Origin of the sequence: Levilactobacillus cerevisiae, from assembly GCF_003946245.1 — a bacterium.
GTDB classification, from domain to species: domain Bacteria; phylum Bacillota; class Bacilli; order Lactobacillales; family Lactobacillaceae; genus Levilactobacillus; species Levilactobacillus cerevisiae.
This window is the reverse complement of the sequence record NZ_RHNN01000009.1, coordinates 1-12,888: the sequence shown is the minus strand read 5'-3', so window position 1 is coordinate 12,888 and position 12,888 is coordinate 1. Positions and strand designations below refer to the sequence as shown.

The following is a 12,888-nucleotide window of genomic DNA, read 5'->3' as shown; positions in this document are numbered from 1 at the left end:
TGAAAATGGAACTGGGTTGCTGTGGGCGGCCGTCTGAAGCCCAAGAACGGTATTCGAACTTACTTTGAGCCTCCCAGGACGAGCCTCAAAGATACCACTCATCTAAGCGGCAAAAACTGCCACTAAGATAAGTCCCACGGCTTAGCCCATTTTCACCATCCTTCCGGCTACCATTGGTTCAGCTCAATGGTTCTGGTCGTTTATCCTTATAGAAAAATTTTAAACACAATCATAACTGAAATAACCCAGCAGTTTCCTGATCATTTAGGAAATTGCTGGGTTTTCTGCTGGATCGATTTATCTTGTATACTATGGCTTTAGCCAATAGAAAAAGGAACCGCAATAATCTCACGGTTCCCTCTCATTTTACGCTATTACTTTCTTTGGCTTAAGCTGTGGCGTCGCTCCGAATTCCCTTGAGCGCATCGTCGATTTGACCCAGAACGAGTTCCGTGTTGCCGGGAACGTCCAAGTCATACTTTTGTAAGTCAATCTTGATCTTAGGACTCACGTCGTAGTCGGCAAACCAACCTTGGTAGGCCGTCCACATCTTCTTGTAGTAGGATTCCAACTCTGGGTTGTCATCGAATTGTTCGTAGTCCCGACCACGCTTCTTGATACGGTGTAAGATCGTATCGAAATCAGCGTCGGCGTAGACCAACAAATCTGGGGCCTTCTTTGGCAGTTCGCTCAATTCATTCATCATGTTGTCGAGCAAGTTTAAGTACACTTCCAACTCGGTATCCGTGATGTTTCCTTCAGCGTTATTTTCCCGGGTAAACAGGGCATCTTCATAGATGGAACGGTCTAGGACGTTATTATCGTCGGCTAGAGCTCGCTTGATCATGCTGAAGCGCTTGTTTAAGAAGTAAATTTGCAATAAGAATCCGTATTGTTTTGGATCCCGGTAGTAAAGTGGTAAAACCGGGTTATCACCAACCGGTTCAAAAAATGCTTGTGTTTCCAAGTGCGACGCAATCTTTCCAGTAAGGGTCGTTTTACCGACACCGATCATTCCAGCTGTAATTATCACCATGATAGCCCCTCTTTAATTAAAAATACAAGATATAGTGTAACACAAAAATGGTGGCTACTACATTTGCCAGGCAAAAAAATTTTCCTCATTTCGCTAACTTTGGCTCTTGCAGTATAATGAACCCGTAGAGAATCAGCACTTAGGAGGCTAACTATGTATCATGCAATCGTCTTTTTTGATTTAGATAGCACGTTGTTTGACGATCACAAGAACGTTTTGCCGGCAAGCATCGCGGCCATTCATGAAATGCAACAACATCATATTTTACCAGTTATTGCGACAGGAAGAAACATTTTTGAAATTCAATATGTGCTCGACGCAACTGGCATCAATTCTGTCGTGGGTGCCAACGGTAGTTACGTCCAGTTTGAGGGTCAACGCTTAATGGCTGCCGTCATTGATCAGGCGACCCTTGCCAGCATCACGGCCTTCGCCAAGGACCAGGGAGATCCGCTGGCCTACTACAACAACGCTGGGTTCCGTCTCAGCAAAGCCAACGCAGACACCACTGAAAATTTCCAATTACTTCGCTTAAATCCGGTGGTCGATGCCCAATGGTATCAGCAAGAGGACATCAATTTTATCAACGTGTTTAACCGGGACAAGGACCACGCCTACCAAACGCAATTCGCCGGCCAACTCGACCTCGTTCGCAACAACCCCCGTTGCTTGGATACCATGGTCCACGGCGTCAGCAAGCAATCCGGCATTCAACACTTAATCACCAAAGCCGGTTTGCAAGGGGTTAAAACCTATGCATTTGGTGACGGGTATAATGACCTGCAAATGTTTGACGAAGTTGACATCCCCATTGCCATGGGTAACGGCGTGCCGGAAGCTAAGGCCAAGGCCGCTTACGTCACCACAACCAATACCACGGATGGCATTGTCCACGGCTTACGCCACTTTGGGTTGATTGAATAACTGTCATCATGATTGTGGGTTGCGTTCTGCTTGCCGCAATTTTGGACGACAAAAAAGAGTCTGGGCAACTCCCAGACTCTTTTAGTGTCTCCACAAGCCTAAATTGTTGAAACGTGTGCCAGCAGGCAGCTAACCGCCTTCTGTCGCACTCTCATCCTAATGCTCATTCGTTTCAGATGGTAATAAAATAATCTGGCTGTCACCGTCATCGTACGCTAAGACGGTCTCTGGCAACTCTGGCGTATAGCCAAACTCGGTATCAAACCCAGCGCGCAACGTCAAGTCGTCATCATCCGTTTGAACGTACTCAAAGGTTGTGTTGCCCTGATTATTGTGGAGCTTAAACGTTAGCAGGTTATCTAATGGAAAGAGGCCCTGGAGGTCGTGATCAATAATCTGCCAGACAGCATCAATCATATCACCTGGCAAAGCCGCAACCGTGCCATAGCTGGCATACCGCGCATGATTAGTTTCAAACATCTTATCGCCTCCACTTTTGGTCGTTTAGCATCATTATAGCCTATCTTAACTTAAAACGGGACTAATTACCCCTGGTGACCAGTGACTTGTTCCGTGTCTTTCCGGTCAAAAAAGTTGACTAGGAAGGAGACGACAATCAGTAACGCGGCCGCGATGAAGATCACGTGTAACCCTTGGTACAAGATGCCGTGAAGGGTCGGTAACAGGTGGGCCGGTAATTCTTTAGCTGTCTGCGGGTTAATTAATTTATTCATCATCGCCATGGTCGTTCCGGGATGATTGGCAACGCCGCGAGCCATTTCCATATTCATGATAATTCCGAAGATTGACACCATAATGGTCTGCCCTAGCGTCCGGGACAACGTGTTAAATGACGTGGCAACCCCCACTTCGTCAACGGCAACCTTACTCTGCACTGTGACGGTCGTGGTGGTAATGGTAATCCCAAACCCAGTACCACAAATAGCCGCGATGACGAAGAAGCACCAGAACGGCGTGCTAGCTGGCAGGACTGCCATCGTGACGGCACCAATCAGGACCAGCGCCAAGGCAATGTTTACGATGCTGTACGGCGAACGGTTCAGCAACAATTTACCAGCGATGAAGGAGCCCACAATCCACATCAGCGAGCTTGGCGTGATGGCGAACCCAGCTTGAGACGCCAGTAAGCCTAGCAACCCCTGTGTCCAGGTAGGCAGATAGACCTCAAAGCCCATGATGAATCCGCTCAAGAGCGCCGCAATTAAATTTTGAATTACGAACGTGCGATTGGCAAACAGGGACATCGGAATTAGGGGATCCTGCGTCCGCTGTTCTTGGCGAATGAATAGCCAGAAAGCGAGGATGGCCACGACGAAGCCAGTGACGACCCATAACACGTTGATTTCGCCCTCGCCCAGCAATTGGAACGTGAGCATCATGGCTAGTAGACCCACCGACAGCCAGAGACAGCCAAACCAGTCCATGGAAAACGCCTTGCGCTCGGTTGATTCATTTAAGAAAAACCAGATTAGCGCCATGGTAATGATGCCAATCGGAATGTTAATAAAGAAGATCCAGTGCCAGCTTAATTGGTCAACGATGAAGCCACCCAGTAAGGGCGCAACCACGGCCGCTATTCCCCACGCTGAGCCATTTAAGCCCATGACGCGGGCCCGTTGCTCGACTGGATAAATATCAGCTAAGATCGTGAATGAGACGGGCATAATCGCTCCGGCCCCAATTCCTTGAAGCGCTCGCCAGGCAATCAACGTTTCCATACTGTGGGACATCCCCGACAGCATGGACCCCAGGACAAAGACGAACAGGCCGACCAGGAAGACCAATTTTCGGCCAACTGTATCTGCTAGTTTGCCGTAGATGGGGGTTGCCAGCGCGCTGGTTAGCAAGAAGATGGAGAAGACCCAGTTCATCAGGGCCACTCCGTGTAAATCACCGACAATGGTGGGCATGGCCGTCGAGACGATGGTCCCTTCAATCGCGGACATGAAGGTCGCGACAAAGACGGCACCGGTGACGACGCCAACGTTAGTTTGTTTCTTATTCATAATTTCCTCCTAACGTCGGCCCCACCACCAACGGAATTACGTAGCCAATTGCTGCTACTGCCCAATTTCTGATTTTCAGTAATAGTCCCATTATCGCGGCTTGGCACTGAAAATACAAGAGGTTGGCCTCATTTATTTAATCTACTAAAGATCGAAAATCCAAAAGAAGTTAAAGACGGCCGAGCTAACCGGGATTCAGTCCACAAAGTCAGTGGTTAATGACCACCTGTGGCTGCCAGAGATCCCGGCTGCTATGGGGGCTGAGGGGCGGTCCTCCGGCTCGGTTTGAAGCCTGTCCAAGACCGACAATCTCCAAGCACGTCCCACGCTGTAAGCTGGCAGGCATAGACAATGTTGCCAATAGCCAGCGTTATAGCCCTACTACATAGTGGGTCACGCCGCCAATTTACCTTTCCATCCCTTATTTAATCTAACCGCCCTCGCTGGATTCGCTGGGCATCCAGAAACCAGTACCCGGCCGGATCACCGGTTAATTTACTGTAGGCTACCGGCGCCTGCCCTGCTTGCTGGAGCTGGTCGTTGAGGTAATTACGCAAAATCCAAGGATCTTCAATGTGCCGAACGTTTAACTTGAGCGCTGCCTGGACCCGTTGCGGCGTGGTGGCTAAATCTTGGGCCACTTGCTCAAATGACAGACCGCTTAACGTAAAATTCGCTTGCAGTTCTTGCCGCGTTGCCACCTGTTCTGCTGGTGTTAATGACATCTAGTCGCCCTCCTCTGACTGTAACCTTTCTGCTATGCTGGTTAAGTGTGCCTGTAATGCCCGTTGCTGGTCGATTGGTACAGATTCCTTAACGACGTCGTCCAGGTGCTGAAAGGCCGCTTGAATGGCCGCCACAGTCGCTTCACCAGCTATGGTTACCTGCAAAACTTTCTCCCGCTTGCTGACCGGTGACGGCCGCCGTTCAATCAATCCCCGTTCCGTGAGGTTTCGTAAGAGATTCGAGGTACTGGCCGCCTGTCGTTGTAAACGTTGGGCCACCTGCCGCTGATTGCTATTAGGGTGTTGGGCAATAGCATCCAACGCCCGCGCCTGATCGTTATTTAAGCCTAGTTGCCGCAATTGTTGACTCAGCCAGTGATTTTCCAGTTGGGCCACTTGGTAAAGCTGACTCGCCAATGAGTCTCCTCGTTGCATTCGCTCATCCCCTTTCAGGACATCTATCAGATTAGCACAAATAGTTTTAATGACAACTATTTAACATCAAAAAAATTCGGCGACCAAGACGCAATCACCGAATTGAAAATAATTTTTATTTAACGGCTGCTTTCAAAGCTTCAACCTTGTCTAAATGTTCCCAAGGCAAGTCGATGTCCGTCCGGCCAAAGTGACCGTACGCTGCCGTTTGCTTGTAGATTGGCCGCTTCAAATCCAACATCTGAATGATGCCGGCGGGCCGCAAGTCAAACAAATCACGCACAGCGGCGTTCAGTTTACTCTCATCCACGGTCCCGGTGCCAAACGTATTGATGTAAACGGAAACGGGTTCCGCCACCCCAATGGCGTAGGCAATCTGGACTTCACACTTCGTTGCCAACTCTGCAGCGACAATGTTCTTAGCGATGTACCGGGCTGCGTAACTAGCAGAACGGTCCACCTTGGTGGCATCCTTCCCAGAGAAGGCCCCACCACCATGATGAGCGGCCCCACCATAGGTATCGACGATAATCTTCCGTCCAGTCAGACCGGCATCCCCTTGGGGACCACCGATGACAAAACGGCCGGTTGGGTTGATGAAGTACTTCGTCTTGTCATCCAATAAAGCATCTGGAATGACTGGCTTAATAACTTGTTCAATCACGTCTTGCCGGATTTGATCCAAGGTAACGTCTGGATCATGCTGGGTACTCAGCACAACGGTATCAACCCGCAATGGCTTTTCGTTGTCATCGTATTCAACGGTGACTTCAGCCTTGGCGTCTGGCCGCAGGTAATCAATGACGTCAGTCTTACGCAGTTTGGCAATTTGTCGCATCAACGCATGACTCAACTCAATTGGTAAGGGCATTAACTCAGGCGTCTCGTTGACGGCATAGCCGAACATTAACCCCTGATCACCGGCACCAATCTTATCCAATGGATCTTCGTCACCCTCACGCGTTTCCAAAGAGTCATCCACTCCTTGGGCAATGTCAGGTGATTGTTCATCGATAGCCACGAGCACAGCACAGTTGTCGCCGTCGAACCCGTATTGACCATCCGTGTAACCAATTTCCTTGATCGTTTGCCGCACCACTTTTTGAATGTCGACGTAAGCCTTGGTTGAAATTTCACCAAAGACTAGGACCAAGCCAGTTGTGACTGACGTTTCACAGGCAACCCGAGAATCTGGATCTTGTTCCAGCATCGCATCTAAGATGGCGTCACTGATTTGATCAGCGATTTTGTCGGGATGGCCTTCAGAAACGGACTCTGAAGTAAATAAATGTCTTTCTTGCAATGGATATTCCCCCTAGATATAGTTGACGGCGAGTTGACCGATAATCTCTGCGCCATTCGGTTACAAGGCAGCTTCACAAACCACGTGAATCCTATCGGGAATTGACTCATAACTCAAGAATTTTAACACAAAACCGGCCGACTTAACAAGGAAGCCACCAAATTTTCCCAAAGAAATCGTTGACCCGGGCCCTATTTATCACTAAGATAAAAGGCAACACTATAACCAGTCGAAACGGAGCGATTCCATGACCACTCTCATGGCCTTCTTTAAAAACCGAACAGTACAACAGCTGTTCATCTTTACACTTTGTCAAAATATTCTTTGGTGGCTAGCAGGATCCACGGCCAGTACTGGGACGCCCCTCGGGACGGATGTTAAAATTTATCTTCTTATCTATGGACTCTTACTTGCCGCAGGAATTTTCTTACTATTAAAACGGCACTTTCAATCACACATCGGCCCGATTCTGGTGGTCGCGGCAGCCACCATGGGCATCCTTGCAGCTCCCAGCGACCACTTAGTCCAGGCATTCGCGTTGTTGCTATGTGTCTTCCTCGTGCTCGCGTGCATTCCCCAATTGGGCCTACAATCCATCTATGGGTTGATTGTCTTCAGCGTTTTAGCCGGCTACGGTGTCCCCGTGCTGCTCTTCTTCTTAAGAAACCATTACCTAGCTGTCCAATTTTTGACCCCGTTGGTCCCGCTCATGGCCAGTTACTTGACCTTCTTTGAACCCTACTATTTAACCAGCGAGCGCGATTGGCGCTGGACCTTAGTCACGCCGATTATTTTTTGTCTATCCCTCTTCACATTGGGCCTTTTCTGGCAAATGCTTTTAATCATCGCTGTCGTCGTGGCCCACTGGTGGCTACAACCGCGGCTGAGCAGCCGGTACCGGTTAGTCTTTTCCGGTCTCTGTCAGTTACTAGTCGGTATTCTTATTTTGCGATAATTAGTCGCCTACTTGATGGTTAAGCCCCAGAGTTTTAAAGTTTCGCTAAACCCAAGGGAACTCACTACCGTTTCGCAATTAAACCATGCTAGAATGAGGCATCATCTAGTAATGGAGGAACCAAAATGACGGAAATTAAAGTGATTGGTGACATCCTGAGTGGTAAATTTCAACCCACCCTCACCGGTAATCGGATTGTGGATGCAGCCTTGATTGATCACTTTTGTCGTAATCTAGCGGTAGCCTTGGGATTACCACTATCGACGGTCCACGCGGAACACAATTGGAATCTCACGACGGATTCAGCACAGATTTACCTGATTGACGATCAAATTTTGGCGGTGACTGACCACTTGCGCGGAAACGGCAACGTGATTGCGGTAGCCCACAAAGACTTGCTTCGGGGTCAAGTTGGCGTGACCCAACAAGAACTAGCCAGCCGCTTGTCACTACATTCGACAGCTAACTGAGATGTCCGACCACAATTGGTTGGGCATTTTTTGTTTTCATAATGAAAAAACAGACAATTGGCAGATGCCGCCTACTGCGCTGCACCAGCCAATCGCCCGCTCACAATCACTTGTCCAAAATTAACTTAAGTAAAATCACGAATTTTGAACAGTGACCCTCGGAACCACACCGTATGCTCCTCAAGCTCGCGCTGGAGCATCATTAGACCATCCGTCAGTTCAATCTGCTTGCCATTGACAAAAAGCTGTTCTTTGGTCCGAAAGAGATGATGGTGTTGAATGTCAAACACCCGCCGCAAACGGTAGTTTAACCGCCCGTAGTTGATGGTTTCGACGGCACTGCCCGTTTCAATTCCACAACTATCGGCCTGTGCCAATTCGTCATGAGTGAAACTGTACTTGCTATGTGACTTGCGGTCCCACAGCTCCAATTGATACGTGGCATTTAGTGACGATTGTAAAAAGTGGCCGACCTGATCGAAGAAGTTCAGCCGAAAATGCGTCAAGTCACTCGTATCCAGGTAAAAATGTCGTTGCTGTTGGTAATGATCAAGGGGCTCGCTCAGCTCCGTTTCAATCCGGTGCGTAATCACTTTGTACGCCTGTCTGAGTTCCAAAAATTTTTCGATTAATTCCCGTTCATGACCCGTTAACTGTCGATCTAATCCCAGAACGCCCTTTTCAGGGAGCTTTCCGTTGAATCTCTCCTCACCGTTCAAGACCATTGTTGTCTCCTCTTGTTAGCCATTCGTAGTTGCCGAACTTTGCTACACGGATACTGTACCACGCTTCCCATAAAATTAACACCGTCGATGATTAATAAGCAATGATTGCTTCGTATTTTGACATTCTGAGTTGCTTATTTGAATCACCAGTCAGTGGACAAAACCACTACGCGGTTAACTTTCGCACGCATTAAACACATTTGTCGGCCAATTAATTCCTAGCCTTTCCGACAGATCTGACCTTCAGGATTCCCGGTCCATTCACTGTTTCCCTTGCCTTTTGGCCAACTACCCGGTATATTGAAACTAACCACGAGGAGGAAATAACATGGCAGATATACTCGTTTCAACTACTGAAAAGATTCCCGGTCAAGAATATCAGGTCATCGGTGAGGTCTTCGGACTGACCACACAATCAAAAAACGTGATTCGGAACATTGGGGCATCCCTGAAGAACGTCGTTGGTGGTGAAATCAAGGATTACACCAAGATGCTGGATGAGGCCCGCAACGTCGCTGTTGATCGCCTGAAACAAAATGCCGCTAACATGGGGGCAGACGCCGTCGTGATGATGCGCTTTGATTCCGGTTCGATTGGCACCGACATGCAATCAGTCGCCGCCTACGGAACAGCCGTGAAATATCAGTAAATTCTGACCAGTACAACGGTTATCTTGTACGCAATGTTCGTGACACTTTAATATTTTTGTTGGGAATTCGTCAAAAGCCCGGCAGAGCAGTCGTTTAACACGGCCGCTCTGCCGGGCTCTTTTTTTTGCATTCATTTAGTTAGATTACCGACCAAATTGCCACTTCCCGTGTAGCCACAAAGCCTATTGTGTAACCATTTATCCCCACACATCGGGCTTAATGGGATAAGGCCTAGCCACTTTGACAATATTGTCCCCTGGAAACTGTCCACCCTACCAGAAGTGTCCGTCCAACTCTTTTTACACACGCTTTATACTAACCATAGTCAATAAGATAGCGAGCAATTGAAAAGTAAAACATTCGGATTTAAAAGAAAGTAGGTATTCAAAATGTTCAAGAAAATCGTGAAATGGACCGTCTTAATGGTTGCCACCTTAGTCGTCACCTTAGCGACTTGTAACGCAACCATCTTAGCCGCAGCTACCAGCACACCAACCCCTTCTTGGGGCAGTTGGGATCAGACAACCATTACATACACCACCGACACTTCTTCTTCCTATTACAAGAGCGTTTGGAAAAACGCCGTTAGTCGCTGGAACAAGGTTGGCGTTGTTCAGTTAAAAGCTGCTAAGAGCGGCGAAAAGGCTGACATCACGTTGACCTCTTCCGAATCACTCAGCACCAAGAGCGGTAAACTTGCAGGCTACACCAACTACTCTTACTTAAACAAGGGTAGCGACAACAACGAAATCGTTGCTGCTAAGTCAACGTTAAACCGGAGCCTCTTAACGAAGTACGGTTACACCAAGACCCAGCGCACGAACGTCGCCACTCACGAAATTGGCCATGCACTTGGCTTAAGCCACTCTGCTAGCAAGGACAGCGTGATGTACGCATCCGATCGTTACGCTTCCATCGACCACCAAGACAAGGTCGGTTTACAGGACGCTTACAACAACTAAACGTCTATCTAACATTGACGAATACCTACAAACCTCTAGCCGCCGGTCCAGCTAGGGGTTTTCTTATGCGCTAAATACCAGTGATTGGCGGCCTCATTTGAAACAGCCATTATTGGTTGACCTCAGGATTGCTACTTTGCTTGCCACCTAAGGTCACCAACTATCATCACAGGTAAATACCCAAAAAGAACACTCAAACGTCTGTAACCACAGATTTGAGTGTTCTTTTTTATCGATAAACTAGGAATCAACCAACAATCATTTAGCCACCTACCTATGTCGGCAGTAATACAACCCGAAAAACGGCAAATTCTACTGCATATGAATCGCAAACTGCGGATGGCGACTGGCAATCCGAGAAACGTGGACGGACTTGCCAGCTTCTTCAATCAATTTACCATGACCGATTGCCAGCGCCACGTGGTAAGTATAGCGTTGGCCGGCAACTTGCCAGAATAACAGATTGCCCTTCCTGGCCTGACTGACAGGGACATGCTTCCCTAGCTTCTGCTGCACGCCCGTCATCCCGCCAATATCACGATGCTCGACATCCAGGTACACCTGGTCGACGAATGAGGCACAATCTAAGCCACCAAAAGCATCACGCCCCGCATACCGGTAAGGTACCCCGAGATAACGCTTAGCATCGGCAACTAGCCGACTAGTTCGACTCCCCTTGGTTGGTGCGGCCCGTTTAAATGTCCGATTAGTGTTAGCCATCGTCGGCTTGCCGTTCAGATTGACCTGCCCCGCCTCCAAATGAACCGTCAACACTTGCTTCTGATACTTAACGAGCAGATTTCCCTGCTTAGAGAAGTGTAGCTTAATCGGCTGTTTACCAGCATAGACTGTCGTGCCTTGACCCCGACCAAATGGGTGATAGCTTACCAGGTAATGACCATACACCGTTTGATCGTTATACGCATAGAGCTTACCGCTACGCAGCGTCCGGACGTTGACCCAATGACTTGCATAGTGGTTAAAACGCTTCCCCTGTGGTTTGGTATAACACATCAAGCTCACATTACGAATCTGCCCTTTAGCCGTTTGCGTGATATATACGGACTTATAACGGCTAATTCGACGGTCATACGACTTAGCAGCATCTAACCGCTCATGCGTTGAGAAATACCCTTCCCGGGCAAACATTGTCTGATAGCTTGCCTGAGCACTGATCTGCGCCACTTGCCAACCAACGACACATCCTACAAGAATAAAGGCCACTTGCCACCATCTTTTTTTCAAGCCTAACATCCCCAACCTCTAAATTTTTACTTCTGATTTAAGCGTAGTCCCAATCCAGAACCGACACAACCGATGACTACCTTCTAAACCACCTTAAAAACTGCACAAAAAAAGCCACCGCCGATTGCGATGACTACCGAGCTGAATCTTCTGATACCGGAGGTGGGGTTCGAACCCACACGACCTCAACGGTCACTGGATTTTGAGTCCAGCGCGTCTGCCAGTTCCGCCACTCCGGCAAAAAAATACTGATTGGATACACCCAGTCAAAGGTGGTAATCGGATTCGAACCGACGATGAAGGTTTTGCAGACCTCTGCCTTACCACTTGGCTATACCACCATAATCGCCTATCCAATCTGACTGGACCAGCTGAATAAATCCAAGATGCCCCAATCTAAGGGCGGTATGTGGGAATCGAACCCACGCGTGCCGGAACCACAATCCGGTGTGTTAACCACTTCACCAATACCGCCATCACATTACAAACAGGGATAGTAGGAGTTGAACCCACATCGACGGTTTTGGAGACCGTTGTTCTACCATTGAACTATATCCCTATAATGATGGTGGGGAGTGGATTCGAACCACCGAACCCGAAGGAGCGGATTTACAGTCCGCCGCGTTTAGCCAGACTTCGCTACCCCACCATAAATGGCGCGGGACGGAATCGAACCGCCGACACATGGAGCTTCAATCCATTGCTCTACCGACTGAGCTACCGAGCCATACCATCATGTAATATGTTTGTTGTGTATTAAATTATTAATAACATAACAACGGTCTGTACGAGACTCGAACTCGTGATCTCCTCCGTGACAGGGAGGCGTCCTAACCAACTGGACCAACAGACCATAATTAAAGTGTTACGTTACCTATGGAGGATACAGGGCTCGAACCTGTGACCCTCTGCTTGTAAGGCAGACGCTCTCCCAACTGAGCTAATCCTCCAAAATGACCCGTACGGGATTCGAACCCATGTTACCGCCGTGAAAGGGCGGTGTCTTAAACCACTTGACCAACGGGTCATACTATTTAAACGGAGAGTGAGGGATTCGAACCCTCGAAACAGGTTAGTACCCGTTTACAGCATTTCCAATGCTGCTCCTTCAGCCACTCGGACAACTCTCCATTATAAAGCTCCGGCAGGCGGGCTCGAACCGTCGACAACCTGATTAACAGTCAGGTGCTCTACCAACTGAGCTATGCCGGAATAATCGCGTAGCAACGTCCTATCCTCGCAGGGGGCGATCCCCCAACTACTATCGGCGTGCTGAAGCTTAACTTCCGTGTTCGGCATGGGAACGGGTGTATCCTTCAGGCTATCGCCACTACACTATGAAAGAACTTCTTCTCTCAAAACTAGATATCATCAAATTATTTTCTAGAGAACACCACGTTTTTACAACTTGGTTAAGTCCTCGACCGATTA

Annotated in this window: 13 protein-coding genes, 11 tRNA genes, 1 rRNA gene and 1 riboswitch; of the genes, 5 read left to right on the top strand and 20 right to left on the bottom strand. The window is 48.5% G+C overall.

What is annotated here, in order from left to right; translation table 11 throughout:
- Positions 1 to 388: 388 nt before the first annotated feature.
- On the bottom strand, positions 389 to 1,036 hold the full coding sequence (locus EKM99_RS05545) for a deoxynucleoside kinase (RefSeq protein ID WP_125581693.1): 648 nt from the start codon (positions 1,034 to 1,036) through the stop codon (positions 389 to 391).
- A gap of 153 nt (positions 1,037 to 1,189) precedes the next feature.
- Between EKM99_RS05545 and EKM99_RS05540 the strand changes: the two genes are divergently transcribed.
- Positions 1,190 to 1,960, top strand: coding sequence for a Cof-type HAD-IIB family hydrolase (locus EKM99_RS05540; RefSeq protein ID WP_125581691.1), 771 nt, complete (start codon positions 1,190 to 1,192; stop codon positions 1,958 to 1,960).
- Between the two features lie 156 nt (positions 1,961 to 2,116).
- Here EKM99_RS05540 and EKM99_RS05535 read toward each other — a convergent pair whose 3' ends face one another.
- The 5 genes from EKM99_RS05535 to metK form a co-directional block, all read right to left on the bottom strand.
- Positions 2,117 to 2,440, bottom strand: coding sequence for a DUF960 domain-containing protein (locus tag EKM99_RS05535; RefSeq protein ID WP_125581689.1), 324 nt, complete (start codon positions 2,438 to 2,440; stop codon positions 2,117 to 2,119).
- Positions 2,441 to 2,505: 65 nt separating this feature from the next.
- A complete protein-coding gene (locus EKM99_RS05530) occupies positions 2,506 to 3,987 on the bottom strand; it encodes an MDR family MFS transporter (protein WP_125581687.1) in 1,482 nt (493 codons plus the stop codon).
- A gap of 425 nt (positions 3,988 to 4,412) precedes the next feature.
- A complete protein-coding gene (locus EKM99_RS05525) occupies positions 4,413 to 4,712 on the bottom strand; it encodes a DUF2316 family protein (RefSeq protein WP_125581685.1) in 300 nt (99 codons plus the stop codon).
- Positions 4,713 to 5,147, bottom strand: coding sequence for a MarR family winged helix-turn-helix transcriptional regulator (locus EKM99_RS05520; protein ID WP_125581683.1), 435 nt, complete (start codon positions 5,145 to 5,147; stop codon positions 4,713 to 4,715).
- 115 nt (positions 5,148 to 5,262) lie between these two features.
- Positions 5,263 to 6,450 carry a methionine adenosyltransferase gene (metK, locus tag EKM99_RS05515; protein WP_125581681.1) on the bottom strand — a complete coding sequence of 396 codons (1,188 nt, stop codon included), beginning with the start codon at positions 6,448 to 6,450 and terminating at the stop codon, positions 5,263 to 5,265.
- Positions 6,448 to 6,567: riboswitch (SMK box riboswitch) on the bottom strand. Its footprint overlaps the gene before it by 3 nt.
- Before the next feature lie 142 nt (positions 6,568 to 6,709).
- Here metK and EKM99_RS05510 point away from each other — a divergent pair.
- Both EKM99_RS05510 and EKM99_RS05505 read left to right on the top strand, forming a co-directional pair.
- A complete protein-coding gene (locus EKM99_RS05510) occupies positions 6,710 to 7,405 on the top strand; it encodes a hypothetical protein (RefSeq protein WP_225419794.1) in 696 nt (231 codons plus the stop codon).
- 125 nt (positions 7,406 to 7,530) lie between these two features.
- Entirely contained in the window at positions 7,531 to 7,875 is a 345-nt protein-coding gene (locus EKM99_RS05505; protein ID WP_125581677.1) for a hypothetical protein, read from the top strand.
- Between the two features lie 125 nt (positions 7,876 to 8,000).
- Here the strand turns inward: EKM99_RS05505 and EKM99_RS05500 are convergent, their stop codons facing one another.
- Positions 8,001 to 8,600 (bottom strand): hypothetical protein, encoded by a 600-nt coding sequence (locus EKM99_RS05500; protein ID WP_225419793.1) that lies wholly within the window; start codon positions 8,598 to 8,600, stop codon positions 8,001 to 8,003.
- 328 nt (positions 8,601 to 8,928) lie between these two features.
- Between EKM99_RS05500 and EKM99_RS05495 the strand changes: the two genes are divergently transcribed.
- Together EKM99_RS05495 and EKM99_RS05490 are read left to right on the top strand one after the other, a co-directional pair.
- Positions 8,929 to 9,249: a heavy metal-binding domain-containing protein gene (locus EKM99_RS05495; protein ID WP_125581675.1), complete on the top strand. Its 321-nt coding sequence runs from the start codon at positions 8,929 to 8,931 to the stop codon at positions 9,247 to 9,249.
- 390 nt (positions 9,250 to 9,639) lie between these two features.
- Positions 9,640 to 10,212 (top strand): matrixin family metalloprotease, encoded by a 573-nt coding sequence (locus EKM99_RS05490; protein ID WP_125581674.1) that lies wholly within the window; start codon positions 9,640 to 9,642, stop codon positions 10,210 to 10,212.
- A gap of 312 nt (positions 10,213 to 10,524) precedes the next feature.
- On the opposite strand, the gene EKM99_RS05485 is transcribed toward EKM99_RS05490, so the two are convergent.
- The 13 genes from EKM99_RS05485 to rrf all read right to left on the bottom strand — a co-directional run bounded on the left by EKM99_RS05485 (position 10,525) and on the right by rrf (position 12,792).
- Positions 10,525 to 11,457, bottom strand: a complete 933-nt coding sequence (locus EKM99_RS05485) for a C40 family peptidase (RefSeq protein WP_164511532.1) — start codon at positions 11,455 to 11,457, stop codon at positions 10,525 to 10,527.
- Between the two features lie 154 nt (positions 11,458 to 11,611).
- Positions 11,612 to 11,696, bottom strand: a tRNA-Leu gene (locus EKM99_RS05480).
- Between the two features lie 31 nt (positions 11,697 to 11,727).
- Positions 11,728 to 11,798, bottom strand: a tRNA-Cys gene (locus EKM99_RS05475).
- Between the two features lie 60 nt (positions 11,799 to 11,858).
- Positions 11,859 to 11,931, bottom strand: a tRNA-His gene (locus tag EKM99_RS05470).
- 14 nt (positions 11,932 to 11,945) lie between these two features.
- Positions 11,946 to 12,016, bottom strand: a tRNA-Trp gene (locus EKM99_RS05465).
- 7 nt (positions 12,017 to 12,023) lie between these two features.
- Positions 12,024 to 12,106 (bottom strand) — tRNA-Tyr (locus EKM99_RS05460).
- A gap of 5 nt (positions 12,107 to 12,111) precedes the next feature.
- Positions 12,112 to 12,184 (bottom strand) — tRNA-Phe (locus tag EKM99_RS05455).
- A gap of 52 nt (positions 12,185 to 12,236) precedes the next feature.
- Positions 12,237 to 12,310: transfer RNA gene (locus EKM99_RS05450), tRNA-Asp, on the bottom strand.
- A 24-nt stretch (positions 12,311 to 12,334) separates the two neighbouring features.
- Positions 12,335 to 12,407 (bottom strand) — tRNA-Val (locus EKM99_RS05445).
- Positions 12,408 to 12,411: 4 nt separating this feature from the next.
- Positions 12,412 to 12,484: transfer RNA gene (locus EKM99_RS05440), tRNA-Glu, on the bottom strand.
- A gap of 12 nt (positions 12,485 to 12,496) precedes the next feature.
- A tRNA-Ser gene (locus tag EKM99_RS05435) sits at positions 12,497 to 12,587 on the bottom strand.
- 9 nt (positions 12,588 to 12,596) lie between these two features.
- Positions 12,597 to 12,669: transfer RNA gene (locus tag EKM99_RS05430), tRNA-Asn, on the bottom strand.
- A 6-nt stretch (positions 12,670 to 12,675) separates the two neighbouring features.
- Positions 12,676 to 12,792: ribosomal RNA gene (rrf, locus tag EKM99_RS05425) — 5S ribosomal RNA — on the bottom strand.
- Between the last annotated feature and the right edge of the window lie 96 nt (positions 12,793 to 12,888).